General features: G+C 48.9%; 21 protein-coding genes. 16 read left to right on the plus strand and 5 right to left on the minus strand.

Annotated elements, in window-relative coordinates:
- Positions 1-275: 275 nt before the first annotated feature.
- Complete coding sequence (locus GVJ32_RS10210; RefSeq protein WP_159239962.1) at positions 276-752, minus strand: Lrp/AsnC family transcriptional regulator; 477 nt, start codon at positions 750-752, stop codon at positions 276-278.
- 216 nt (positions 753-968) lie between these two features.
- Between GVJ32_RS10210 and GVJ32_RS10215 the strand changes: the two genes are divergently transcribed.
- The 6 genes from GVJ32_RS10215 (at position 969) to GVJ32_RS10240 (ending at position 12087) form a co-directional block, all read left to right on the plus strand.
- Positions 969-4445: an indolepyruvate ferredoxin oxidoreductase family protein gene (locus GVJ32_RS10215; protein WP_159239963.1), complete on the plus strand. Its 3477-nt coding sequence runs from the start codon at positions 969-971 to the stop codon at positions 4443-4445.
- A 25-nt stretch (positions 4446-4470) separates the two neighbouring features.
- Positions 4471-5526 carry a Glu/Leu/Phe/Val family dehydrogenase gene (locus GVJ32_RS10220; protein ID WP_159239964.1) on the plus strand — a complete coding sequence of 352 codons (1056 nt, stop codon included), beginning with the start codon at positions 4471-4473 and terminating at the stop codon, positions 5524-5526.
- Positions 5527-5975: 449 nt separating this feature from the next.
- The gene (locus GVJ32_RS10225) at positions 5976-7460 is read left to right on the plus strand and encodes a circularly permuted type 2 ATP-grasp protein (protein ID WP_159239965.1); all 1485 of its coding nucleotides are present in this window, start codon (positions 5976-5978) and stop codon (positions 7458-7460) included.
- Positions 7460-8392, plus strand: a complete 933-nt coding sequence (locus GVJ32_RS10230; protein ID WP_159239966.1) for an alpha-E domain-containing protein — start codon at positions 7460-7462, stop codon at positions 8390-8392. The genes GVJ32_RS10225 and GVJ32_RS10230 overlap by 1 nt, the downstream gene beginning before the upstream one ends.
- A gap of 225 nt (positions 8393-8617) precedes the next feature.
- Entirely contained in the window at positions 8618-11143 is a 2526-nt protein-coding gene (locus tag GVJ32_RS10235; protein WP_159239967.1) for a circularly permuted type 2 ATP-grasp protein, read from the plus strand.
- Complete coding sequence (locus GVJ32_RS10240) at positions 11140-12087, plus strand: transglutaminase family protein (RefSeq protein ID WP_159239968.1); 948 nt, start codon at positions 11140-11142, stop codon at positions 12085-12087. The genes GVJ32_RS10235 and GVJ32_RS10240 overlap by 4 nt, the downstream gene beginning before the upstream one ends.
- 73 nt (positions 12088-12160) lie before the next feature.
- On the opposite strand, the gene GVJ32_RS10245 is transcribed toward GVJ32_RS10240, so the two are convergent.
- Positions 12161-12430 carry a BrnA antitoxin family protein gene (locus GVJ32_RS10245; RefSeq protein WP_159239969.1) on the minus strand — a complete coding sequence of 90 codons (270 nt, stop codon included), beginning with the start codon at positions 12428-12430 and terminating at the stop codon, positions 12161-12163.
- A 378-nt stretch (positions 12431-12808) separates the two neighbouring features.
- Between GVJ32_RS10245 and GVJ32_RS10255 the strand changes: the two genes are divergently transcribed.
- Positions 12809-13153, plus strand: a complete 345-nt coding sequence (locus GVJ32_RS10255; protein ID WP_159239970.1) for a PBPRA1643 family SWIM/SEC-C metal-binding motif protein — start codon at positions 12809-12811, stop codon at positions 13151-13153.
- A gap of 49 nt (positions 13154-13202) precedes the next feature.
- Here GVJ32_RS10255 and GVJ32_RS10260 read toward each other — a convergent pair whose 3' ends face one another.
- Positions 13203-13571, minus strand: coding sequence for a DUF3703 domain-containing protein (locus GVJ32_RS10260; RefSeq protein WP_159239971.1), 369 nt, complete (start codon positions 13569-13571; stop codon positions 13203-13205).
- Between the two features lie 219 nt (positions 13572-13790).
- Here GVJ32_RS10260 and GVJ32_RS10265 point away from each other — a divergent pair, with 219 nt between their 5' ends.
- The 8 genes from GVJ32_RS10265 to GVJ32_RS10300 all read left to right on the plus strand — a co-directional run bounded on the left by GVJ32_RS10265 (position 13791) and on the right by GVJ32_RS10300 (position 21348).
- A complete protein-coding gene (locus GVJ32_RS10265) occupies positions 13791-14651 on the plus strand; it encodes an SDR family NAD(P)-dependent oxidoreductase (protein ID WP_159239972.1) in 861 nt (286 codons plus the stop codon).
- A 176-nt stretch (positions 14652-14827) separates the two neighbouring features.
- Positions 14828-15661 carry an alpha/beta fold hydrolase gene (locus GVJ32_RS10270; protein ID WP_159239973.1) on the plus strand — a complete coding sequence of 278 codons (834 nt, stop codon included), beginning with the start codon at positions 14828-14830 and terminating at the stop codon, positions 15659-15661.
- Between the two features lie 2 nt (positions 15662-15663).
- Positions 15664-16452 (plus strand): fumarylacetoacetate hydrolase family protein, encoded by a 789-nt coding sequence (locus tag GVJ32_RS10275; RefSeq protein WP_159240333.1) that lies wholly within the window; start codon positions 15664-15666, stop codon positions 16450-16452.
- Positions 16453-16491: 39 nt separating this feature from the next.
- Positions 16492-17409, plus strand: coding sequence for an acetaldehyde dehydrogenase (acetylating) (locus GVJ32_RS10280; protein WP_159239974.1), 918 nt, complete (start codon positions 16492-16494; stop codon positions 17407-17409).
- A gap of 12 nt (positions 17410-17421) precedes the next feature.
- Complete coding sequence (dmpG, locus tag GVJ32_RS10285; protein WP_159239975.1) at positions 17422-18450, plus strand: 4-hydroxy-2-oxovalerate aldolase; 1029 nt, start codon at positions 17422-17424, stop codon at positions 18448-18450.
- 125 nt (positions 18451-18575) lie between these two features.
- Positions 18576-19697, plus strand: coding sequence for a helix-turn-helix transcriptional regulator (locus GVJ32_RS10290; RefSeq protein WP_159239976.1), 1122 nt, complete (start codon positions 18576-18578; stop codon positions 19695-19697).
- Positions 19698-19737: 40 nt separating this feature from the next.
- On the plus strand, positions 19738-20493 hold the full coding sequence (locus GVJ32_RS10295; RefSeq protein WP_159239977.1) for an SDR family NAD(P)-dependent oxidoreductase: 756 nt from the start codon (positions 19738-19740) through the stop codon (positions 20491-20493).
- 132 nt (positions 20494-20625) lie between these two features.
- On the plus strand, positions 20626-21348 hold the full coding sequence (locus GVJ32_RS10300) for a YebC/PmpR family DNA-binding transcriptional regulator (RefSeq protein ID WP_159239978.1): 723 nt from the start codon (positions 20626-20628) through the stop codon (positions 21346-21348).
- 258 nt (positions 21349-21606) lie between these two features.
- Here GVJ32_RS10300 and GVJ32_RS10305 read toward each other — a convergent pair whose 3' ends face one another.
- Positions 21607-22221, minus strand: a complete 615-nt coding sequence (locus tag GVJ32_RS10305; protein WP_159239979.1) for a hypothetical protein — start codon at positions 22219-22221, stop codon at positions 21607-21609.
- 538 nt (positions 22222-22759) lie between these two features.
- Positions 22760-23632 (minus strand): AraC family transcriptional regulator, encoded by an 873-nt coding sequence (locus tag GVJ32_RS10310; RefSeq protein ID WP_159239980.1) that lies wholly within the window; start codon positions 23630-23632, stop codon positions 22760-22762.
- A 204-nt stretch (positions 23633-23836) separates the two neighbouring features.
- Here GVJ32_RS10310 and GVJ32_RS10315 point away from each other — a divergent pair, with 204 nt between their 5' ends.
- Positions 23837-25255 (plus strand): aldehyde dehydrogenase family protein, encoded by a 1419-nt coding sequence (locus tag GVJ32_RS10315; RefSeq protein ID WP_159239981.1) that lies wholly within the window; start codon positions 23837-23839, stop codon positions 25253-25255.
- Positions 25256-25310 lie beyond the last annotated feature (55 nt).

Here is a 25310-nt window from a genome sequence, read left to right on the forward strand (position 1 = left end):
CCTTAAATGGGGGGATGTATTGAGGTAGTAACTCCATTACATTCCTGCATAGAGCCATAACACTTTTTATTGAAATTGTTCTTGGGTATTACTGGTGTCTTCGTGTGCATGAGTAATATCGCTGCTCGCCATCTCATAGGTCGACCACCGCGTCGGTGTATGAGGGGGCACAGGGACGTGCCACCTTCATTCGCCTAAGTCTTCTTTTTTCTCCCAAATTTTTTGATAAATAAATGCTGTGGTGACTACTCTTTCTTCGTAAAGAGCGTGTTGCGTCAAAGCTGGGTTTTTAATGGCAGCTCGGTGGTGTTCTTGATTTCAGTTACGGCGATGTGTGAGTGAATTTCTCGAATCATCGGTAGGCAGAGTAAACGATCACGCACAAAGCTTTCGTAGTTGCGAATATCCTTCACAATAATTTTAAGCATGTAATCCCAAATCCCCGTCATGGTGTAGCACTCCATCACCTCGTCAAAATTTTCAACTGACTGCTCAAATTCCTCTAAGTTTTGGCGGCCCGAGGTGGTTAGGTTAATCGTTGCGAACACCACTAAATCCATTCCTAGGGCGTGACGGTCTAGTAGCGCTACTTTCTTCTGAATCACACCGTCTTGTTCAATGCGGTTAATACGCCGCCAGCAGGGGGATTGCGACATACCAACCAAGTCGGCCACGTCACTAGATGACTTACTGGCATCTGATTGAAGAATTGTAAGAATGCCAATATCTTGTTTGTTTAGTTCTGCGCTCACTGTGATTCTCACTCTTGTTAATTGGCACTATTTAGATATTAGCTGCTATTACTGGTCTCTCAAGTGATATGTGGCGATATTTATGCGGCTATTGTTATATAAATGAATAACTATTTCGTAATTAACGCAATATATGGTCTAAATAAAATAAATATAGCCGGGTTTAAGGGATAGAATTTTCACTAATAATTCTTCAATAACGATGGGAATAGCGCCATGCCACTGTCTGATAAAGCCCTTAAGATCTCCTTAGAAGACAAGTATATGTTGGACAGTAGCCGTGCCTATATGACGGGTATCGAGGCTTTGGTGCGCCTGCCAATGTTGCAGCATCAGCGCGATTTAGAGCGCGGTTTGAATACCGCAGGGTTTATTTCCGGCTATCGTGGCTCGCCACTGGGCAATGTCGATCAGGCTATGTGGGCCGCGAAGAAATACCTCGATAAGCACAATATTCAGTTTGTGCCGGGGGTGAACGAAGATTTGGCCGCGACGGCGGTGCGTGGTAGTCAGGAAGTGGGCCTGTTTCCCAATGCTAAATACGATGGTGTGTTTGGTATGTGGTATGGCAAGGGCCCTGGGGTTGATCGCAGCATGGATGTTATTAAACATGCTAACGCGGTGGGTACCTCAAAGTTCGGTGGGGTCTTGGCGGTGGCTGGCGACGACCACGCGGCTAAGTCGTCTACCTTGCCCCATCAGTCTGAACATATGTTTATGGGGGCGTCTATTCCGGTGCTGGCGCCCGCCAATGTGCAGGAAGTTTTGGACCTGGGTATTTACGGCTGGGAGCTGTCTCGCTATGCCGGTTGTTGGGTGGGATTAAAAGCCATTACCGAGAATATGGATTCAGCGATCTCTGCTGAGATTGACGCGCGCCGCGTCAATATAGTGTTGCCAGAAGACTTTATTATGCCGCCTGACGGCGTGCACGCGCGCTGGCCAGACACGCCTCTGGCTCAAGAGCTTAGGCTGAATAAATACAAAATTTATGCCGCGCGCGCATTTGCACGGGCAAATAATTTGAATCGAATTGTGATCGACAGCCCCAAGGCGCGTTTGGGAATTGTAACCAGCGGCAAGGCCTACCTTGATGTATTGCAGGCATTGGAAGACTTGGGAATTGATAAGCAACATGCTGCCGCCATGGGTTTGCGGGTGTATAAGGTCGGCATGCCTTGGCCCCTAGAGCCTTTAACAACCCATGAGTTTGCAGCGGGTTTGGAAGAGATTCTGGTAGTTGAAGAAAAGCGCTCCATTATCGAGGATCAGATTACCGGCCAACTTTACAACTGGCCGGTGGCAGATCGTCCGCGTGTTATTGGCGAGTTTGATGAGCAGGGTAAAGATTTATTACCCAACCTAAGCGAGCTGACGCCCGCGATGGTAGCGCGCGCCATTGCTGCACGTATTCGTCGTTTTTATAAAAGTGATGAAATCGAAAAACGTTTAAAATTTTATGAGCAAAAAGAACAATCGATTGCTAATAAACACGGCGTTATAAATCGCACGCCACATTACTGTTCTGGCTGTCCGCACAATTCGTCTACTGTTGCACCAGAGGGCAGCGTGGTGCTTGGCGGTATCGGTTGTCATTATATGAGCACATGGATGCCAACGCGGCCTGCAACCACGTTCACCCAAATGGGTGGCGAAGGTGTGACGTGGGTAGGGCAGGCGGCGTTTACCGAAACAAAACATGTTTTCCAAAATTTAGGCGATGGCACTTATTTCCATTCTGGCAGCTTGGCGATTCGTCAGGCGGTCGCGGCGGGTGTCAATATCACCTACAAAATTCTGTATAACGATGCGGTGGCGATGACCGGCGGTCAGCCGATTGATGGTTCTTTAACCGTCGAGCAACTCATTATGCAACTGCGTGGCGAGGGTGTTAAGCGTATCGCCTTGGTGTCGGATCATCCCGAGAATTATTCTTGGCCTCAAAAAAATGGTTTTACTATTAGTCATCGCGACGATTTGCTGACCATTGAAAATGAGTTGCAAGACGTCGCCGGTGCGTCGGTACTTATCTACGAGCAAACCTGTGCAGCGGAAAAACGTCGTCGCCGTAAAAAAGGCACGATGGTTGACCCTAATCGCCGTATTTTTATAAACGATGCGGTGTGTGAAGGCTGTGGCGACTGCGGCAAAAAATCTAACTGCTTATCGGTACTGCCAAAAGAAACCGAATTCGGCCGTAAACGCCAAATCGATCAAAGTGCCTGCAATAAAGACTATTCTTGCGTGAATGGATTCTGCCCAAGTTTTGTGTCGGTTATTGGAGGCACGCCACGGAAAAATACTGCTGTTGATACAGATGGTTTTGCAAAAATCCCAATGCCAGTACTGCCGGCCATCACAAGACCTTGGAGTCTAGTTGTTACCGGCGTGGGTGGCACTGGTGTACTTACCATTACCGCAGTATTGGCCATGGCTGCACATATAGAAGGCAAGGGCTGCGCCACCATGAATCAGACCGGCTTGGCACAAAAATTTGGGCCGGTAGTGAGTCACTTGCGAGTCGCCAATAATCAGGATGATATTAATGCCGTAAGGATTCCTGCCGGCGATGCAGACTTATTATTAGGCTGTGATTTAGTGGTGTCGGCTTCTGATGAAGCGATTGCCAAGGTCAATGTTGAGCGCACTGTAGCCGTCGTCAACGACACTGAAATGACCACCGCAGAATTTATCTATAACCGCGATGCAGAGTTCCCCGCAGATTCAATGAAGCAGCTAATTGTTGATGAAGTAGGCGAGGGCAAGGTGAGCTTTGTTGACGCCACTGAGTTAGCCAGCCATTTACTGGGCGACACCTTGGCGAGCAACTTCTTCATGTTGGGCTACGCATTTCAGAAAGGCTATGTGCCGGTGAGTTATGACGCCATTGATCGGGCTGTTGAGCTTAATGGCGTGGCCGTGGACTTTAATAAGCAGGCGTTTTTATGGGGGCGCCGCGCTGCGCATGATATTGATGCGGTTCGCCAAGCGGCAGGGGTTGACGTTGAGCATTGGTCACCATTGCGTGAGCTTGATGACATTATCGGCTTTCGCTATGAGCATTTGCTGAAATACCAAGACAAAAACTATGCAGAAAAGTATTTAGCTATTTTGAATACAGTAAAAGTGAAGGAAGAAGAAGTTAGCGGAGCCGTAGGCGAGTTAACATCAACGGTTGCCAAATCTTTACATAAACTCATGGCGTACAAAGACGAGTATGAAGTGGCGCGTCTTTACAGCGATGGCGACTTTGTTAAGAAACTTAATGACGCATTTGAAGGTGATTATAAATTGCAGTTTCATATGGCGCCGCCACTGTTGTCCAAAACGGGTTCGGATGGTTTTCCCGTTAAGCGGGTATATTCGTCTTGGATGTTTGTGGCCTTTAAGCTGTTAACTAAATTGAAAGGTTTGCGTGGAACACGGTGGGATGTACTTGGCTACAGCGCAGAGCGTAAAGCCGAACGCGCGCTGCGTGATGAGTTTGTAGAGCAGCTTGATTTGGTTTTAGCTAAGTTAAATAGCAACAACATAAGTGTCGCGATTGAGTTATTTGCTTTAGTTGACGATGTACGTGGCTTTGGCCACGTAAAAGACGCGGCAATAAAGCAGTACCGTGTGCGTCGAGAGCACCTTGTTAAGCGCTTGAACGGTGATGTTGTGCAGCTCGTGGATATTCACGATGCCGCTTAAATAGAGTGCTAAAAAGGAGTCAGTAGTGACAGTATTTAATTCGCCACATTACGATGGCCATGAACTGATCTCGTTCAAGCACGATGCGCGCAGTGGCTTACGCGCAATTGTAGCCATACATAATTCCAATTTGGGGCCGGCCTTGGGCGGCTGCCGAATGTATCCCTACCTGAATGACGATGATGCATTGGATGATGTGCTGCGTTTATCTAAGGGAATGACTTATAAATCGGCCTTAGCGGGGCTGCCCTTGGGTGGTGGTAAGGCAGTCATTATTGGCGACCCTAGCAAGATGAAGTCGCGTGATTTGCTGTTAGCGATGGGTGGTTTTATCGAGGATCTGGGTGGGCGTTATATCACTGCAGAAGATTCAGGCACCACGGTAAGTGATTTAAAGGTTATCGCAGAGCGTACCTCCTATGTGTCTGGGGTTATGGAGGGTGGTCGCTTTGGTGGTGATCCGTCGCCATATACTGCGCAGGGCGTGTTTTACGGAATAAAAGCGGCTTTGAAATTTAAACACGGCAGCGATCAGTTGTTTGGCGTTCGTGTTGCCGTGCAAGGCGCCGGTGCAGTAGGGCGTCATTTGATTTCTTTGCTTATTGGCGAAGGTGCGGTGGTTTTTGTTGCTGATGTTAATCCAAGAAATGCCGAGCTGGCGCGCCAAGCTGGCGCGACGATAGTTACTTGTGATGAGGTACTGGGTTTTTCTGCGGATGTACTGGCGCCTTGCGCAATGGGTGCGGCTATTAATTCATGCACAGTAGAAAACATTCAGGCAGGTATCATTGCAGGAGCCGCTAATAATCAATTAGCGAGTGACGCTCAAGGCGATCGTTTATTGCAGCGAGGCATATTATACGCCCCCGATTTTGTGATTAACGCCGGTGGTATTAGTGATGTGTATTACCAGCGAGCGGAGGGTAGCTCTGCTAGCACCTCAGCACACATAGCGAGGATTGCGGATTCTTTGTTAGAAATATTTGCCCGCTCTATCGCCAGTAATGTCTCTACCGCGAGGGTCGCTGAGCGCTTGGCGGAAGAGAGATTCTTACTCAAAAAACGAGTTGAAGCTGCGTAAGCGGGAACAGTCCTACACCTACATTCCAGTGTGTTTTATTGAATCAATGGTTCTACTCATTTCGGTAGAGAACCTTTAGCGCGTTCGGTCATCTAAAATTTTTAGTCGTTAAACATGAAACTAATCGGTTTGTCTAAAAACCGGTATAGCTATTTTGATTGAAATCCACAGCGCGTGATTTTATGGCTGCTGTTCTACGTAAAAGCCGAGTATGCTGATTTAAGAAACAGGTCTGCGCATTAGTAAAAAATATTGATTAGCATGTGTCAATTTTGTGCAAGTTGGCCTGCCAATTGCTGTTTAGTGTCATAAGTATTGGGTATATTCAGGGCATAGGGGCTAAATGAAATCGCTTATGCGCTAACACAACGCGAGACTCTGATTGCGGTCGCTCTATTTTGGTGCGTCGCGATTGAGAGGAAAATAATTTTCAGCAAGGTGTTTTATAGATGACGAAAGGTGCAGACAAGGAATCTGGCGGTATCGATTGGAGTCAGTATCAGGCCGATGGCTTTTTCGATGAGATGATCACGCCCAAAGGAGGGGCCCGCCGCGCAAGTCAGCGTGTAGTTAAATACTTGGGGCAGTTAAGTCGCGAAGAGCTAGAGAGTCGGCGGGTAGCAGCAGAGAGCACCGTTCGTGATATGGGGGTGAGTTTTACCGTCTATTCAGATGGCGAGAACATAGACCGCAGCTGGCCTTTTGATCTTATTCCTCGGGTGATTAGTGCTAAGGAATGGGAACAGACCGCCAGCGGACTTAAGCAACGGGTGCGTGCGCTAAACTTGTTTATTAATGATGTGTACCACGAACAAAAGATATTTAAAGACGGCGTGGTGCCAGAATACCTGATTAAAGACTCTAAAAATTTCCGCCCCGAATGCGTGGGTATTACTCCGCCAAAAGGGGTGTGGGCGCATATTTGTGGCTGCGATTTAGTTCGCGATGAAGACGGCAAATTTTACGTACTGGAAGATAATTTGCGGGTACCTTCTGGCGTTGCTTACATGCTGGAGAATCGCGAAATAAGTAAGCGGGTATTGCCAGAGCTGTTTGAAACCAACAATATTTTGCCCGTCGATGACTACCCCGCAAAACTATTTAATATGTTGGCATCGGTGTCGCCACGCAAAGTTCGTCAGCCAGAAATCGTGATTCTTACCCCCGGTATTTATAACTCAGCCTATTTTGAACACGCTTATTTGGCCCAGCAACTGGGGGTTGAATTGGTTGAGGGTAGCGATTTATTTGTCGATACCGATGACTGCGTGTATATGAAAACCATTTCCGGTCTAGAACGGGTCGATGTGGTGTATCGCCGGATAGACGATTTGTTCTTAGATCCTGAAGCCTTCCATCCTGACTCCATTTTGGGGGTGCCGGGTATTATGCGTGCGTGGCAGGCGGGTAATGTGACCCTGGTGAATGCACCGGGCGCGGGGGTGGCCGACGATAAAGTGGTCTACGCCTACGTGCCTAAAATGATCGAATACTATTTGGGTGAAAAGGCGATTCTGCCCAATGTTGAAACCTATCTTTGCGATGACCCCGAACAGCTTAAATACGTGGTAGAAAATATCGAAAAATTGGTGGTTAAGCCCGCCAATGAGTCCGGTGGCTACGGCATGATGGTTGGCCCGCATGCGACTAAAAAAGAGCATGAAGAGTTTCGTAAGTTGGTACAGGAAAACCCTCGTAACTATATCGCCCAGCCAACCCTGATGCTGTCTACCGCGCCGGTGGTAACGGGGCCGGGTGAGGCCGAACCACGACATTTAGATTTGCGGCCCTTTGTTTTGCAGGGTACCGATTTAGCGGTAACTACCGGTGGGCTAACACGGGTGGCCTTGAAAAAAGGCTCACTTGTCGTTAATTCGTCACAGGGCGGTGGTAGTAAAGATACTTGGATCATCGCGGAAGGAGGCGCAAAATAATGATGTTATCTCGAGTTGCTGAGCGAGTGTATTGGTTTGCGCGTTATCTTGAACGCGTGGAAAGTATGGCGCGCTTGATTCAGGTTTATACCGGCTTATTATTCGACCTACCGAGAGACACGGGGATCAGTTGGCACAATCTGGTTATCGCCAGTGGTAGTCATGGCGAGTACAACCGTCGTTTTACCGTTCAGGACGAAAAACGAGTTGTAAAATTTTTGCTGGAAGATCTCAGCAACCCAAGTTCGCTGGCCTCGTCGCTGCGTATGGTGCGAGAAAATATCCGTACCACCAGAGACATCGTGCCGCAGGAGAGCTGGGAGCTGGTCAATGAATTTCAAATATATGTCTCAGACAATATTGCCCAAGGCCTCAACCGTCGTTATCGGCATGAGTTTCTTGAGGAAATCATTAAAACTTGTCAGCAGATTAATGGCTTGATTGCCGATACCATGCGCCGCGATGCAGCATGGCACTTTTTGAATATGGGCCGCAGTTTAGAGCGAGCAGACATGACCATCCGTATTCTGGAGGCTGGTGCGAGTATGTCCAGTGACCTTATTGAAAATGACACCAACCATGTTTTAGATGCGGTGTGGGGCAGCGTGCTGGGAACCTTAAATGCCACCATGCCTTACCGGCGGACGATGAAGGTTGCGGTGAATGGCGATGATTCAGCACGATTTTTATTGGAAGACACTCTGTTCCCGCGCGCGGTTAACTGCGGCTTATTAAGAATGCAAGATTCAGCCAAGCAGCTGCCATCTAGCGAGAACGTGGTGAGTTGTTTAGATAATTTTTTGAAAACGGTGACCAAGGGTAGTGATTACAGCGATGTGTCGGTGGGCTTTCCCGCCTACCTCACCGAGCTAGAAAAAAACTCGCTGGTGATTCATAAGGCTATTCAGGAGACGTGGTTTCAGCCAACATAATCAGTGTTATTAGGTAAATCTAGCAGCCGCATGGGTTTGCCCAGATTAGGGACTTACGGTAGTCTTCTCCATCGTGATTTGCTGTTGGTGGCGGTCGCGATTTCAGCCCCAACATGGTGCAAGATCGTGGTGTTGACGGTTTGGAAATCGCGGATGTGACCGTAGTGATATTCCTTTAATTCTGGGTATTTCTTTTACTCGACGCACGCTTTTGGCGCCACATCCATGTTAACTGAACGCTTTGTTTATAAACCGCAGCATGACCAATACGACGAGGTCATCGGAGCCGATGGCAATGTTCGCGAACATTGGCATTATCCTATGCGGGTACTTAATGCTATGGGGATGGATGCCCTGCTTGAACGGCAGCGCACCGCCAAGCGTATTCTTCGCGACGACGGTGCTAGCTATAGCCCCGGCGACCAGCTCAATGTTAGCCACACCTGGAGCCTAGATTTACTCCCCATGATCCTGTCGAGTCAGGAGTGGGAATCCATTGAAAATGCTCTTCGCGAACGCTCTGAGCTTCTTAATTTAATCCTGAGCGATCTTTACGGTGAGCGGACGCTTATCCACAACAAAGTCATACCGCCGGCAGCCATTTTTAGTCATCCAGGTTTTCTTCGCTCCTGCGATGGTATTCGTTTGCCTGGTGAGCATCAGCTTATATTTCATGCCGCAGATTTGGTGCGGTCGGCCAGTGGTGAGTGGTTGGTGATTGGTGACCGAACCCAAGCGCCATCAGGAACGGGCTACGCCCTAGAGAATAGAACGGTCTTGCGGCGGGTGATGCCTAGCTTATTCCGTGACGCCCATGTTCACCGGCTTTCAAACTTTTTTCTGCAATGGCGTCGTAAATTAGCAGAACTCAGCCCAACCAAAGACGCGCCATTAGTGGTGTATCTCACTCAGGGGGCCTTTAAAGAGAACTCCTTTGAAGACGCTTATCTTGCCAACTACCTAGGCTATCCTTTGGTGCAAGGGCGAGATTTAACCGTTCGCAAAGGCGCTTTATGGTTAAAGTCGCTGGATGGCCTGCGTAAAGTTGATGTTGTCCTTCGCAGAATAGACGACAGCGTGGCAGACCCTGTGGTGTCGCGGCAGAGTTTTGGGCAGGGAGTTCCCGGTTTAACGGAAGTGGCTCGCGCCGGTGGCGTTATTATCGCTAATCCGCTAGGTAGCGGCATATTAGAAAGTCCGGTGTTGGCTAAATACATGCCGGCAATTGCCCGCCATTTTCTTGGCCGCGACTTACGCCTGAGTTCGGTGCCAACTTGGTGGTGCGGTGATGCGGCAGACTTAGAATACGTTAAGGCCCATTTCGATGACTTGCTTATTCGCCATACCTGCCGGGTACCGGGTCGTCATAGCCAGTTTGTAGCGGAGTTAAATCCCCAAGAGCGCGCAGACTTATTGGCGAAGGTTTTAGCAAACCCTATCGATTATGTGGCGCAAAGCGCGGTGCGCCCCTCGCAAACACCGGCCTTAGATGGCAAGGTCTTTAGCAGCCGACCTTTGGTGATGCGCGGTTTTACCGTTGCCAGTGGCAGTTCTTACAGCGTTATGCCCGGTGGACTCACCCACATTGGCACCCACACCGACACCCAGCATATTGTTAGCCAGTACAGCGGCGGCAGCAAAGACACGTGGATTTTGGCGTCTGAGCCAGAAATAGAAGACAGCGTTTTCGAACCGGAAAAATTAGCGCGCCAGAAAATGGACCGCAACTTCAGTCTGCCTAGCCGTGTTATCGATAATTTATTTTGGTTTGGACGTTACGCAGAACGGGCGGAGTCAGGTTTGCGTTTGGTTCGAACCGTCTTTGAAGAACTCAATAGTATTGAACCCTTGTCGCCAGAAAACCGCCGCGTGCTGCTGTGCTCTGTTACCAAGGTTACTGGTACCTTCCCCGGTTTTACCGCGAAAGGTGCGGATTTTGAGACCCCAGAACACGAGTTACTCGACATTGTATCTAATCGCTCGCGGCCCGGCAGTATCGCCCATTGTCTAGAGGCTATTTTGCATTCCGCCGACGGTGTAAAAGAGCTGCTGTCTAACGACATGTTGCGCTTGGTAAACGACATCCGCGACGGCATGGAGTATTTGAACAAAAATCTTGAAAGTAGTTTGCAAGCCGCGCCAGAAGAATTGCTCGACCCGTTGATTACCAGTCTGTTGGCTCTGTGTGGTTTGAGTCAAGAAAGCATGGTGCGTAGTCGAGCTTGGCGGTTTATGGAAATGGGCCGACGCTTAGAGCGCGCGCAAAAAACGGTTGAACTGCTGAGCCATGTATTAGTGAACGACAAGGGCGATAGTCAGGGGGTTCCGTTATTAAAGCCGGTGTTGGCGAGCTTGGAATCGCGTATTGTTTATAAACGCTACTATCGCAGTGGCTACCGATTAGACAAGGGTATGGAGCTATTGTTGTTTGATCGTCAAAACCCGCGCTCAGTGATGTTTCAGTTAGAAAGTCTGCGTAGCCATTTGGAAGACGTAGAAGGCTCTAATAAAGGCGTTCAACTGAGTGACGATATGCGTTGTATTTTACGTGCAACAAATAATCTATTGCTCACGCCGCTAGAGGATATTGCCAAACGCGACGAGAAAACTGGTGATCATCTAAAACTAGGCGCATTACTTGAACAGTTAGACGCTGACCTGAAGGCGGCATCCCAAGCCTTGGCAGATCGTTATTTCGATCACGCTATGGGGCCGCAACCCGTTGAAATGAGTGGCAGAGGTGTTTCATGAAATATCGGGTAAGGCATTCAACCCGCTACGAATATGCCGATCAGGTGAATCAGGGATATAACGTCGCGTACTTAATTCCCCGCGAATGTAACGGGCAGCGGGTAAATTATAGTGATATTCGTATCATTCCTGCGCCGACGAGCAGAATTAAGCGTGTTGATTATTTTGGCAATGTAGTCTGCCATTTTACGGTAGAGCGACCACACCAATCCCTAGAAGTTATTGTGGATAGCGAGGTTGAAATCGCGCCATCTGAGCCGCGTTTACTGGGCGGGGGAACCACCTGCGCAGAAGTGTTGGCAGCCTTAAAATCAGGCAATGAATTAGAAGACATGTCCGCGACAGAGTTTTCCTTTAACTCACCAATGATTGCCACTAGTCCCCAGCTCGCTGATTTTGGCCGCGATCTATTTAGCCCCGAGCGGTCTTTTTTAGAGGCAGTGGGGGAATTAAATTCACGTATTTTTAAGGATTTTAAATACGATCCTGGCTTTTCAACGGTTGCGACCCCCTTAGTTGATGTACTAAAAAACCGTCGTGGCGTGTGTCAAGATTTCGCCCACTTGGCTATTGGCGTAATGCGCAGTCTTGGTTTTGCCGCCCGCTATGTAAGTGGTTATCTGGAAACATTGCCGCCGCCAGGTCAGGTTAAAATGCAGGGGGCGGATGCCTCGCACGCCTGGTTTGCGGTTTATATTCCGGGGGATGACTGGCAGGATTTTGACCCAACCAACGACGTAATGCCTGCAGATCAACATATAACAACCGCCTGGGGGCGAGACTACTCTGATGTGACTCCTCTAAAAGGCGTGGTGTTTGGCGGGGGTGGAAAGCAGATCTTGTCTGTGGCGGTAGACGTATCAAGGATTGAACTGGGTAATGCGGTTGGATTTAACACCGTAGCGCCGGCCCCCAGCCAAACTCAGAGTCAGTCGCAGACCTAGTGGCCGACGTAAGTCTTCTTGACGGTGATAATTTTATTTAAAGTTGAAGTATTAAAAACAAGTTAGATGTAGATTATCGACGGCTTTGCTGGACATCCTCGGCAAGCCAAGCTTTGATGAGAGACTGATACGGCATGTCTCTTTTGTTGGCTTCAACTTTAATGCTGTCTAGCAAGCCTTCAGGCAGTCTCAAAGAAATGGTCTTTGTTGAAGGCTTTAGGTTTGGCAAGATTGCGCGTTGCGCTTTACTCAAATCCAAGTATTCATTTGAATCATGGCTTTCCCAGAATTCGCGCTCTTCTTGTTCTGACTTAAAATTCGGTATTTTCTTAAGATTTTTCATAAATTGCTCTCTCCTTCCGGTGCATATCCCGTGCGGAAATTACACGAATCAGTGTGTCACCTTCCCGAAGGGTAAAAGTAATGTGCAGCTTTCGGTCATCATTGGTTTTGCCGTAAGCGTGGTATTTTGGTTGAACTCAGCACATTATAAAATACATATTTGGTCAAAATGCTAATAGGAGCAAGCACAGCGACAGCTTTTCCGTTTCGTTAGCTGCTCCGCTAAAAAGCGGTGTGTCGTGGTGTTAAATCTATAGCAATATATGAAGATTCCCTAGGTTTATAGCGACAAAAAGCAAATATCGACGTATTGTGCCGTCAGCAATTTTAATGGTCTGGGCGCTCTGTCCACATCCGATACTTTATCAAGGTCGTCAACGTGTCTAAGTTTTTCTTTAAAGGCCGCAAAGATGCGCGTCAAAGCCATATTAATCATGGTTATCAAAGCAAGGCGAATACTAAACCTGGCAGTAAAAAACATCCGCTGAATGTGGTGGTTACCACTGAGCTGCGCAAGCAGGAAGTGGAGGCGATGCTGAAGGAGGCGGGTTTGTATGCTGAGATCGAGGTCGATAGCAGCGAATCGGCGGTGGAAGATATTAGTGAGTTGACTGTGTTGTTAAGTATGAGCGGAACCCAGACCGTTGAAAAAACACCGGCTCGCAACGAGCCCTGTCATTGCGGCAGTGGTAAAAAATATAAGAAATGCTGCGGTGCGGCGTAGGCCTTATTTGGTGTTTTTACGGAGCTTGGCAGGCAGTTAAGCAAATCACTTATGATTGCGTCTGCTTTGCCTTCAAAATAGTTTGTTGATGCTCCGCTGATAGCGGCAATTTCGCAAAGGGGCTGATATTGCTGCCTCCGGTATTGCCGCTAGGTACTAAGCCAAATGCCGTTTTGGTGGAGGCGCCAATAATTCTAAATAGCTGTCCTAGCACTTCACGGCCATTTAATTGCCGCAAGCCCCACATCAACATTAGGCAGTGTACTTTGGTGTGTTGGTAGGTCGATTCTTGTCCCAGCACATGGGCATTTTCTAGATGCTTAAATTCCTGTTCTGGCTTGTTGGCACGTTTGGCGGCAGCGGCCAGGTCGAGTTCTTTGTTTACATGGGGTGTGATATTCCGTGTGAACGTCAGCATGGTGTAGTTCCTGCGATGGTGTTATTTAGCCACTCCTAAAATAATCTGATCGTTTCTCTAAAGCAATTTCTCTGTGCGGCGGTGTATCTCGTCTATCCGTGGGAGGGTGTTCGTCTATTAGGCGTACTATGATCAAGTATTTGTGGCTGATGTACTCCATGTCTTGTGATGAGTTTGATGCCTATCTAAATCGATAATAAAACAGAGAACGGAGCGGCTATGTTTTTGGGGAGCGAATGTATTGCGTTGGTGACCGGCGGGAGTCGTGGTGCCGGTAAGGGTATCGCTTTGGCGCTAGGGGATGCTGGCGCGACGGTTTACGTCACGGGGCGAACTCAGGTCGAAGGTGATGCGGCCTTGCCGGGAACGGTCTTCGCTACTGCTGAGGAGATTAATCAGCGTGGTGGCCGAGGAGTTGCGGTGATATGCGATCACGGAAATGACGACGAAGTGGCTGCTTTGTTTGCGCAGATTGAAGGCGATCACGGCAGGCTCGATATTCTCGTTAACAACGCTTTATGTGTTCCCGACGGTTTAACACTAGCCGGCCCATTTTGGGAAAAGCCATTAAACCTGCAAGATATTCTAAATGTGGGCCTGCGCTCTAGCTATGTGGCGGCGTATTACGCGGCTCCGTTATTAATTAAGCGCGGTGGCTTGCTGGTAAACACCTCATCACCCGGTGGCCGGAGTTATATGCACGGGCCGGCCTACGGTGCCGGCAAAGCCGGTGTTGATAAAATGGCACATGATATGGCCGTTGATTTTGAGCCACATCAGGTTGCTGTTGTTTCGCTGTGGATGGGCTTGCTGAAAACCGAGCGCACCCAAGCTGCGTTTGCGGCAGATCCTGATTTATACCGCGAAATGATGGCGATGGTGGAATCTCCCGAATTTACCGGCCGTGTTATCGCCGCCTTAGCGGCAGATAAGTTGCGTATGACACGCAGCGGTAAGGTCTATTTTGCTGCCGAGTTGGGTGCGGAATATGGATTGGCTGATACCGATGGTCGTTTGCCACCGTCGCCACGTTTGATGTTTGGTGATGAAACCCAATTCACAGACGTTGTTATTCAATAAGCGCGACGTTTGGGAATCATCTTAGCTAGTCAAAATAGCTGTCATCCGTTTGAGGTATTAGGGTGTATGGCCTAAGCCGGTAACATTGCTTGCAAATATAAGGTCACTGTTGGCGCGCAGCGTGACGCCAATTCAAACTTTAAAATCTGCAAAATTTGCTACTGGGGAAAATAATAATGGCAGCGATAGTCGCGGGTTTGCCCGAAGCACACTATGCAGATCTGCCTAATGGTCAGCGTCTGCATTATATCGACAATGGCAGTGGGCCGGTGGTGGTGTTTCTACATGGCAGCGGTAGTGGCGCCAGCGGTCATAGTAATTTTAAGTATAACTATCCGTATTTAGTTGAACAGGGATACCGAGTCATTGTGCCTGACCTTATTGGTTACGGCTATTCTGACAAACCTGACGATGTGCAGTATCACCTCGATTTTTTTGTCGAGTGTATCAAGCAGCTTCTCGACCATTTAGATGTGTCCGCCTGCGCCTTAATAGGTAATTCCTTGGGCGGTGCCATTGCCATTAAATTTACCTTAGATAACCCCAGCCAAGTCGAGAAACTGGTGTTAATGGCGCCCGGTGGTATTGAAGAACAGGCAGGCTATTTTCACATGCCGGGCATGCAGGTGATGAAGGAAGTATTCACTTCTGGGCCGATGGCGCCTGAGCGCTTAGAAGATTTCATTCGGCGTGGCTTGGTGTATGACGACAGCGTAGTTGACGAGCAGTTAATCAACGAGCGCTGGGGTATTTTTCAGCAGCAAAATAGTCAAGTTATCACCTCAATGGTGGTGCCCAATATGGCGGCTCGCTTGCATGAAATTAGCTGCCCCGTACTGGCCTTTTGGGGTGTGAACGAAAAAATGATGCCGGAAACGGGTATTCAAACTCTTGCTAAAAATTGCCCGAATATTCGTTTAACGCTGGTATCACAATGTGGCCATTGGGTAATGGTAGAGCACCGCGATATGTTTAATCGCAGCACCGATGATTTTTTGAGAAACGGCTAATGATGCACAAAGGATTGATTGAGTTACTAGGTGATGATTTGTATAAGGCCATGCGGACTTTTCGGCCATTGCAGCCTCTAGTTGAGCAGGCGCCAGATATCACTATTGACGATGCTTATTATATCTCTTTGCGGATGTTGGCGCGCCGTGTTGAAGATGATGGCGAGGTCGTTGTCGGCAAGAAAATCGGTGTGACCAGCAAAGTAGTACAAGACATGCTGGGTGTGCATCAGCCAGATTTTGGCTTTTTAACTGATGCCATGGCTTATCCAAATGGCGCGGATATTACGGTGGCCGGAAATTTAATTCAGCCTCGCGCAGAGGCCGAAATTGGGTTTAAGTTAAAAGCCGATCTACAGGGGCCGGGCGTAACTGAGGCCGATGTATTGGCTGCTACCGAATGTATTATGCCGTGTTTTGAAATTGTCGATTCGCGCATTAAAGATTGGAATATTCGGATTCAAGATACCATTGCCGACAACGCCTCTTGCGGTGTTTATGTCTTGGGCGATGCGAGTGCCGACCCCAATGAGCACGATTTACCTAATTTAAAAATTACCGTATGGAAGAACGGCGCCTTACTTAGCGAAGGCTTGGGTAGCGCGGTGCAGGGCAACCCGCTGACTGCGGTGGCGTGGCTGGCAAATACCTTGGGACGCTTTGGTATTCCCTTTAAGGCAGGCGAAGTGATTTTATCAGGATCCTTGGTACCGCTAGAGCCCGTCGTTGCTGGCGACAAAATGGAAATGGAATTACACGGTATTGGCAGGGCGTCAGTCCAGTTTGTATAAGGTGGGTTTTCCTGCTTTTTAATTAGAGAGTTCAACACAATGGCAGAAAAAATTAAGGCAGCAATTATCGGCCCCGGTAATATCGGCACCGACTTGCTCATGAAGGCATTACGCTCGGCGTTGATCGAGCCAGTGTGGATGGTGGGTGTTGATCCCGATTCGCCAGGTTTGTTACGCGCGGCTGAAATGGGTTTGAAGGTCACTGCCGGCGGTGTCGATGGCATGTTGCCTACGATGAAGGCGGATGGGGTGCAGATTTGTTTCGATGCGACTTCGGCCTATGTTCATGCTGAAAATTCCCGCAAGGTGAATGAGCAGGGTGCGTTAATGATCGACCTGACCCCCGCAGCCATTGGCCCTTATTGCGTACCGCCGGTTAATTTGAAAGACGCGCTTGCGGCGGGCAGCAGTAATGTAAATATGGTGACCTGTGGTGGGCAGGCGACCATCCCGATGGTTGCCGCGGTGTCGCGAGTGCAGTCGGTGAGTTATGGCGAAATTGTGGCGACGGTAAGCTCGAAATCCGTTGGCCCCGGCACGCGTAAAAATATTGATGAATTTACCCGCACCACGGCTGGCGCCGTAGAAATGGTTGGCGGTGCACGTAAGGGCAAGGCGATTATTGTCATTAACCCCGCTGAGCCGCCGCTGATTATGCGCGACACTATTCACTGCCTTACCGATGACGAGCCTGATCAGGACGCTATTCGCAAATCCGTTGATGACATGGTGGCCGAGGTACAAAAATACGTGCCGGGCTATCGTCTTAAAAACGGCCCGGTGTTCGACGGCAATCGGGTATCTATGTTTATGGAAGTCGAGGGGCTGGGGGATTTCTTACCCAAGTACGCCGGTAACTTGGACATTATGACGGCTGCCGGACTGCGCACCGCAGAAATGTTTGCTGAAGAGATGTTGGCTGGGCGCTTTTCATTGCCAACACTGGCGTCGGTCTAAGGGGATAGAAGCATGGATTTACGCGGTAAAAAAGTAGTACTACATGATATGTGCTTGCGCGACGGTATGCACGCCAAGCAGCACCAAATTTCTTTAGAGCAAATGAAGTCTATCGCCAAGGGCTTGGATGAGGCGGGTATGCCGCTGATTGAAGTAACCCACGGCGATGGTCTGGGTGGCTCGTCGGTCAATTATGGCTTTCCCGCGCATAGCGACGAGGAATATTTGAAAGCCGTGGTGGGCGTGGTAAAAAATGCCAAGATATCTGCGCTATTACTGCCTGGTATAGGCACAGTCGATCACCTAAAAATGGCGGCTGATTTAGGGGTGACGACAATTCGCGTGGCGACCCACTGCACCGAAGCGGATGTGTCTGAGCAGCACATCGGTATGGCGGCGCAAATGGGGCTGGATACCGTCGGCTTTCTTATGATGACCCACATGATAGAGGCCGAGCAGATAGTCGAGCAGGCCAAGCTTATGGAATCCTACGGTGCCAATTGCATTTATTGCACCGATTCAGCAGGTTATTTACTGCCTGACCAAGTGAAAGAGCGCATTGCCTTATTGCGCCGTGAACTGAAGCCAGAAACGGAACTAGGCTTTCATGCTCACCATAATCTTAGCCTTGGCGTAATGAACTCGCTGGTAGCGGTTGAGGCGGGTGCTAACCGCATTGATGGTTCAGTGGCGGGTTTGGGCGCTGGCGCGGGTAATACCCCATTAGAAGTGCTGGTGGCGGTAATGGATCGCATGGAGGTAAATCACGGTATTGATCTGTATAAAATTATGGATGTGGCCGAAGATTTAGTCACCCCTATTATGGACAACCCCATTCGTATAGATCGCGACTCTTTAACGCTGGGTTATGCCGGTGTGTATTCGTCATTCCTGCTGTTTGCCAAACGTGCGGCGGCGAAATATGGCGTGTCATCGCGGGATATTCTGGTTGAACTGGGGCGTCGGCGCACCGTGGGTGGCCAAGAAGATATGATCGAAGACCTTGCCTTAGACATGGCAAAGGCGCGCGGGCTAATTTAGCTAGGCAATTTGAGCTAGTCCACACCGGTTCATCTTAAAAGGCCTTCAATCGAAGGCCTTTTTTGTAAGCTTTTCTCGGTTATACTGGCGGCCCTAATAATTAATAAGGTTCATTTGCTGCCGTTATGCTTATTGATCCCGCCTTTGATGAAGTAATCGCAACAATTTACCAAGGCCCTTTAGAAGAGGAGCCATGGGAAGATTTTCTGTCAGTGCTGTGCAAGATGATGAGCGCAGTATCGGTGACGCTAGTATTAAATCAGCCATCTGAAAAAGGCCGTGGGGTATTGCGGGTGGTGGGGGGTAACCTCGAGTCGCTTGCTCGCTACCAAGAACGCCTATTTGCTATGGACCCTTTTCAATCACTGCGCCCCGGCGAAGTAAAAAGCTTGATGGAAATGGTTCCCGGGGAAGGCTGGTTAGATAGCGAACTCTATAAGTTGTGTATGAAACCTGCGGGCCTGTATGACTCGCTGGGCGTTGATATTGTGGTGCCCGGCGAAATGAATGCCGGCTTGCGTGTTGCTCGCGGTGAGCACTCCGCGAGTTTTGATCAGGCCGACCGCGATTTGATTTACGCGCTGGTGCCGCATTTAGAGCGCGCACTGCGTTTTCATGTCAGGTTAAATAAAGTTGAATCTGAGCGGGCTTTGTACGCTGGTGCGGTGGAAAGTTTATCATTAGCGACTATTATTCTTGATGAAAATGGTCGTGTGCTTAACTGCAATAGAATGGCTGAGCATCTGATTATTCGTGAGCCAGATGTTCGAGTTGAAGACGGCCAGTTGTTGTTGGGTGATCAGGCGACAACCAAGAAATTACAGCGCTTGATTAATCGAATATTGGAACATCGCAGCGGCGATGAGCCAACGGTGGTTGAGGCGATGAGAGTGCCGCGTGATGGCGACTTTTCTGATTTAGGCGTTATTGCACGCCCCGTGCCGGTAACAGAGTGGTCTGAAGGGAAGTCAGTGCCCACGGTGGCGATTTTTATTAGTGATCCGGAATACGGCGCAGAGGCACCTGTGGCGGTGATTATTCAGTTATTTGGCTTTACGCCGACTGAGGCGCAGCTCTCACTGCTACTGGCCGATGGCTTAAGTCTTGATGAGGCGTCTGCGGCTCTTGGCATGAGTCGCAATACCGCGCGCACACATCTGCGGTCGATTTTCTCGAAAACCGGTGTCAGCAGGCAAACGCTGTTGGTGCGGTTAATTCTGAAAAGCGTGGCACAGCTGGCAGACTAAGCTCAGTTGGCTGGTCGCATTCGTCGTTAGGGGGTGTGTGATGGCTATTTTGCAAAATAAAGTGGCGGTGGTAACGGGTGGCGGCCAAGGCGTTGGCGCCGGTATTGCCTTTGCGTTGGCGGCTGAAGGTGCAATCGTTGCGGTATTGGGTAGAACCTTAGCCACGCTAGAAGCTACTTGTTCAGAAATTCATCGGCGAGGCGGCGAAGCACAAGCCTTTGTCTGCGATGTTACCGTGGCGGAAGATATTGATGCGGCAGTATTAGAAATTGTCGATGAATTTGGTGGCGTCGATATTCTCGTTAATAACGCCCAGATCGTGCCACTTGGCAATCTCCTCGAAATCAACGAAGACGAATACCTAGACGGTATGGATTCTGGCCCTTTGGCAGCCCTGCGATTTATGAAAGCTTGTTACCCCTTTTTGCGCGGCGACGGCAGTATCGTTAACGTTGGAAGTTCTGCGGCCATGCGCTCAGACTCGTCGGGATTCGGGGCTTACGCTGCGGCCAAAGAGGCTACTCGCGCACTCAGTAGGGCTGCTGCCTGTGAGTGGGGTGACGACAATATTCGTGTTAATTGCATCATGCCTTTAGCAATGTCACCGGCCATGAGTCGCTGGGTGGAAAGCGGCGGGGATGATGTTGAGGACTTTTTGAACACCGTTCCTTTGGGGCGAGTGGGTGACTGTGAGGAAGATGTGGGTCGCGTTGTGGTGTTTCTATGCGGGCCGGATGCGGCTTATATCACCGGCCATACCTTGCCAGTAGACGGCGGTCAGGCCTTTTTACGCTGATTAGCTCCGCTAATTTGGTGTAGCAACGCAGTTTGGCGGTCGTTTGTATTGAATGAATGTGACGAAAAGTTTCCCTATCTGAATACCTCTCTGTAAAATCCGTATTTTTGTTATTTTCAGCGGAGCAGCGCAATGGGCAGAGCCTACCAAAACCGCAAAGATTCCATGGCCAAAACCTCAGATGCCAAGGCCAAGGTTTATAGTAAATACGGACGCGAAATCTATGTTTGTGCCAAAGCAGGTGGATTTGACCCCACTGGCAACTTGGCGCTACGCGGCATGATAGAGCGTGCTAAGAAAGATCAGGTGCCGACTCACGTCATCGACAAGGCAATTGAAAAGGCCAAGGGCGGTGCTGGTGAAGACTTCGCTTTAGCTCGCTACGAAGGTTACGGCCCGGGCAACTGCATGGTTATCATCGAATGCCTTACCGATAACCCTAATCGCACCTTCGGTGATGTGCGTTTATGCTTTACCAAAACTAAAAGTAAAATCGGCACCCAGGGCAGCGTCAGCCACATGTTTGATCACTCAGCGATTTTCGTATTTAGTGGCGAGGATGAAGAGGCAGCCTTAGAAGCGCTGATGGAAGCAGATGTTGATGTGGCGGATATTGAAAAAGAAGACGGGAAAATTTCTGTGTTTGCGCCTAATACCGACTATTTCAAAGCTAAGCAAGCCTTGATAGAAATGGGCGTTGCTGAATTTGATGTCGACGAAATTCAGTTCTTAGCCCAAAACACTGCCCCTGTCGGAGGCGATGATCTGCCGATGTTTGAAAAATTCATGGATATGCTTAACGATTTAGACGATGTGCAAAACGTTTACCACAACGCAGAATTGCCAGAATCGTAATTGTTTTTTTAGCTCAGCGTTCGCTGAGCTTTTGTGCCGCCCCAGTGTTGATGGCTGGGGTTAGGTCTTCTAAATCCTTCCTAATACGTCATTTTATCTCAGCACTTGCTGTTGAATTATTCATCGCGTAATAACTGAGCCATTTGTCGGTGTTGACGCTGCTTTAGTGCAGGCTAAAAGCCTTATAAGCGCAATAAACCGGCAATAAAAAGCCGAGTATGTCACTCGGCTTTGGTGGGAGAGCTTTGGCAGTGAGGCTTATAGAATATCGCCAACTATCGGCAAGCCGCTCACTACGCCGCCAATAACGGGTAATCCGCCCACAAGAGGGATGCCGCCACCTAGTAGGCCGCCAACAACTGGCAATCCGCCGCCCAGTAAGTTGCCTCCTAATAAGCCGCCGATGACGGGTAATGTACCAACAATTGGTAAACCGCCACCCGTCAGGCTGCCGATCACTGGCAGACCGCCGCTAGTTAGGCCGCCGATTATAGGTAATCCACCGCCTGACAAGCTGCCAATTACAGGTAGTCCGTTAAGTAAATTGCCGCCCGCTAGGCCGCCAACCACCGGTAATCCGCTAAGTAAGCCGCCGCCCGCTAGGCCGCCGATTACTGGCAATCCGCCTAATAAGTCACCGCCCGCCAGACCGCCGACTACTGGTAGTCCGCCTAGTAAGTCACCGCCTGCTAGGCCACCAATTACTGGTAATCCACCAAGTAAGTTGCCGCCGAGCAGGTCGCCACCGAGTATGCCGCCGACTACAGGTAAGCCACTCAGCACACCGCCTACAATTGGTACTTGTGCTTGCGCAGTCATTGCAGAGCTAGCTATAACCATGCCGCCGAATAGAGCTTTCATTTTTTTATTCATGGTGAATCCTCGTTTTTCTATAAGACTAATAGTGTTTAGCGTTGCACTGAGTATTAAAGCTGTCATTGGTGAGAACTTGTCTCTCGGTGCGGAACAAGGTCATTCTGTCTTAAACATATTGATCTCTCAATGTGCGCCTATAGTGAAATGTTATTTTTGTGAGTTTGGTCTAGTTTAAAGTAATTATGTCGTGAATAATTGAATTAGTAGATGTACGTATTTTATAAAAAATATTCACTATTACACGTTGTTTATAGTTTGCGTAAGTTAATGTCACGTAATATATGCTCTGTAATTTAGGTGTTTTAAGGGTGGGGGCTTAGTTGATGGGTGTGGGATTTGTCTATGACACACTTTTGCTATTTAGGGAATAATAATATTTTAATAGAGTATTAACTTGGTTGGGTATAAATATTGATAACTATATAGGCGTATTTATTTAATTACTTGGGGTTTTTAGTAGTGTTGTTTTAAAGCGGTGAGGTTGATGTTTGGGGTGATGGGTGGTGGGCGATTGCAGATAACTAAGCGTGAAGTTTTAACGTCGATGTTTACGGTAATCATTGNGTGCTACGCCGATGGTCTTTTTGAATAGCCGAGAAAAATAATAGGCGTCGTCATACCCCACCGACGATGCAACCTGCTTTACCGACTGGCTGGTGCTGTCTAATAAATAGCAGGCTCGTTGAATTTTCATATTTATAAAATACTGGATCGGTGACTGGCCCGTATGTGCTTTAAACTTTTTGGTGAAATGGTATTTAGATAATTTGGCGCTGGCGGCCAAGTCATCTAAATTAAGCTGCCCATGGACATGTTCTTGCATCGTTGCGCGCAATCTTTCCCAGTTGAGTGCCGTCCCACTCTGCGGCCGCTGTTGGCGGACCAGCAGCGCTATGTAACTGAGCAGTGCTTGAAGCTGGTGTCCGCCTTGAATGAACTCTGCAAATTGATAGCCGCTACGTCTCAGCTCAGATAAACCATCAAATATCCGCACAACCCGTGGCTGCACCCCAATATTAAATGACGGCGTACTTAGCTGAATATGCTGATAGAAGTGATCGGCCAAGCTGCCATTAAAATGTAGCCAATAGATTGTCCACGGGTCTTTGGTGTCAGCCTTGTAGGCATGGGGGTGATTGGGCGGCAGCAGAATAATATCGCCGCTGCGAATGCGGTAGCGTTTGTCGTCGCACATTAATGTGCCTTTGCCATCTATGCAGTAAATAAGTAGGTAGCTGTTTTCCTGCTGACGGTGCATGCGGTGGCCGAATGCGGCGGGGTAATAGCCCATCGCGATGGGGAATAGCCCCTCGGTTAAGGGGTGTCCCGCTAATTGAGTTTGTACAAATTGCGGCGTAAGAAAGCGAATTCCAAGCGGGGGGAGTGGCCAATCCGAGGTAATTGACATTTTAAGCCTTTGTTAAATATAGATATTTTGTATTTTTTAAATGAAGAAATACGCTTGCTTGCTTGCGCAATATAGTCCATCAAGTCGGCAATATAGTCAATCCTACCCCCTGCAGGGATGTGTTTATATAGTTGCCCTGTTTATGCGCATGCAGCAAATGCTGAATGCACTATTGTTAGCCACAAAATAACCCGGAGAAATACCATGGCCGCTGAAACCGCCGTAGCCACTACTGAAGAGGCAATTTTTGTACAGTCTCTAATTGAGCGTTCACGCAAAGCGCAGGCTCAGATCGCGAATTACACCCAAGAGCAGGTTGATGAGTTGATTGCTGCCATGGTGTGGTCTGTTGCACGTCAGGACGTGGCTGAGAAAATTGCTAAGTTCACCGTAGAAGAAACTCAGCTGGGTAATTACGACGGCAAGTTCCTTAAAATTTTTAAGAAAACCCGCGCGGCCTTATTCGATATTATCAATGACAAGTCAGTGGGTGTTCTGGAAGAAGACAAAGAGCGCAACATCGTTAAAATCGCTAAGCCTGTTGGTGTTATCGGTGCTCTAACGCCGTGTACCAACCCAGAGGCGACGCCAGTCATTAAGGCGATTTCTGCAGTTAAAGGTCGTAACTCTATTATTGTTGCACCGCACCCACGCTCTAAGCTAACTAACAAAATGATCTGCGACTTGATGCGCGAGGCACTCAAAGCCTGCGGCGCGCCAGAAGATTTGGTTATCTCTATGGATAGCCCATCTATGGAAGGTACAGCAGAGCTAATGAAACAGTGCGACCGCATTTTAGCTACTGGCGGCGCGCCAATGGTTAAATCTGCTTACTCAAGCGGCACCCCCGCATTGGGTGTGGGCGCGGGTAACGCGGTTATCACGGTAGATGACACGGCTGATCTGGACGAAGCGGCTGAGAAAATCCGCATTTCTAAGACCTTAGATCTGGCGGCATCATGCTCTTCTGATAACGCCGTTATCGCCTTTGAATCAAATGTAGAGGCCTTGCTTGAAAAGCTTCAAGCGCAGGGCGGTTACATTTGTAATGCAGAAGAAAAAGCGAAATTACAGGGCATTATCTGGGAAGACGGTCACATCGCCGCCCGTATTGTTGCTCAGCCTGCAACTGTACTAGCTGAAATGTCGGGTATTGATCTGCCCGAAGGCAAGACTTTCTTCATCGTGCCAGAAACGGGCGCAGGCCCAGAGCACCCATTCTCTGGCGAAAAAATGTCAGTGGTAATGGCCTTCTACACGGTGAAAGACATTGATGGCGCGATTGCCATGACCAACGCCATTCAAGCCTACCAAGGTCAAGGCCACTCTTGCGGTATTTACTCGTACAGCGATGAGAACATCATGAAGTTCGCTTACGCGACCAAAACTTCACGGGTGATGGTTAACCAGCCACAGGCTCCGTCTAATAGCGGTAACTTGTGGAATGGTATGCGTCAAACCTTCTCGCTAGGTTGTGGTTCTTGGGGTGGTAACAGCACCAATAACAACATTACATGGCGCGACCTGATCAACGAAACTTGGGTATCTAAGCCATTAGCGGTGACCAAAGTGATTCCGTCTGACGACGTATTGTTTGGCAAAGTGATGGATAAATTCAAGTAAGACGTCGCGTGCAAACGCCGCAGTGATTGCGGCGTTTTGCATTATTTGGTGTAAA

It is taken from the genome of Zhongshania aliphaticivorans (assembly GCF_902705855.1).
GTDB lineage: Bacteria > Pseudomonadota > Gammaproteobacteria > Pseudomonadales > Spongiibacteraceae > Spongiibacter > Spongiibacter aliphaticivorans_B.

What these genes read in the sequence shown, in the direction of transcription:
- GVJ32_RS10215 (WP_159239963.1), top strand. Translation starts at nt 969, where the DNA reads ATGCCACTGTCTGATAAAGCCCTTAAGATCTCCTTAGAAGACAAGTAT.
- GVJ32_RS10225 (WP_159239965.1), top strand. Translation starts at nt 5,976, where the DNA reads ATGACGAAAGGTGCAGACAAGGAATCTGGCGGTATCGATTGGAGTCAG.
- GVJ32_RS10230 (WP_159239966.1), top strand. Translation starts at nt 7,460, where the DNA reads ATGATGTTATCTCGAGTTGCTGAGCGAGTGTATTGGTTTGCGCGTTAT.
- GVJ32_RS10235 (WP_159239967.1), top strand. Translation starts at nt 8,618, where the DNA reads ATGTTAACTGAACGCTTTGTTTATAAACCGCAGCATGACCAATACGAC.
- GVJ32_RS10240 (WP_159239968.1), top strand. Translation starts at nt 11,140, where the DNA reads ATGAAATATCGGGTAAGGCATTCAACCCGCTACGAATATGCCGATCAG.
- GVJ32_RS10245 (WP_159239969.1), bottom strand. Translation starts at nt 12,430, where the DNA reads ATGAAAAATCTTAAGAAAATACCGAATTTTAAGTCAGAACAAGAAGAG.
- GVJ32_RS10260 (WP_159239971.1), bottom strand. Translation starts at nt 13,571, where the DNA reads ATGCTGACGTTCACACGGAATATCACACCCCATGTAAACAAAGAACTC.
- GVJ32_RS10265 (WP_159239972.1), top strand. Translation starts at nt 13,791, where the DNA reads ATGTTTTTGGGGAGCGAATGTATTGCGTTGGTGACCGGCGGGAGTCGT.
- GVJ32_RS10270 (WP_159239973.1), top strand. Translation starts at nt 14,828, where the DNA reads ATGGCAGCGATAGTCGCGGGTTTGCCCGAAGCACACTATGCAGATCTG.
- GVJ32_RS10275 (WP_159240333.1), top strand. Translation starts at nt 15,664, where the DNA reads ATGCACAAAGGATTGATTGAGTTACTAGGTGATGATTTGTATAAGGCC.
- GVJ32_RS10280 (WP_159239974.1), top strand. Translation starts at nt 16,492, where the DNA reads ATGGCAGAAAAAATTAAGGCAGCAATTATCGGCCCCGGTAATATCGGC.
- dmpG (WP_159239975.1), top strand. Translation starts at nt 17,422, where the DNA reads ATGGATTTACGCGGTAAAAAAGTAGTACTACATGATATGTGCTTGCGC.
- GVJ32_RS10290 (WP_159239976.1), top strand. Translation starts at nt 18,576, where the DNA reads ATGCTTATTGATCCCGCCTTTGATGAAGTAATCGCAACAATTTACCAA.
- GVJ32_RS10295 (WP_159239977.1), top strand. Translation starts at nt 19,738, where the DNA reads ATGGCTATTTTGCAAAATAAAGTGGCGGTGGTAACGGGTGGCGGCCAA.
- GVJ32_RS10300 (WP_159239978.1), top strand. Translation starts at nt 20,626, where the DNA reads ATGGGCAGAGCCTACCAAAACCGCAAAGATTCCATGGCCAAAACCTCA.
- GVJ32_RS10305 (WP_159239979.1), bottom strand. Translation starts at nt 22,221, where the DNA reads ATGAATAAAAAAATGAAAGCTCTATTCGGCGGCATGGTTATAGCTAGC.
- GVJ32_RS10315 (WP_159239981.1), top strand. Translation starts at nt 23,837, where the DNA reads ATGGCCGCTGAAACCGCCGTAGCCACTACTGAAGAGGCAATTTTTGTA.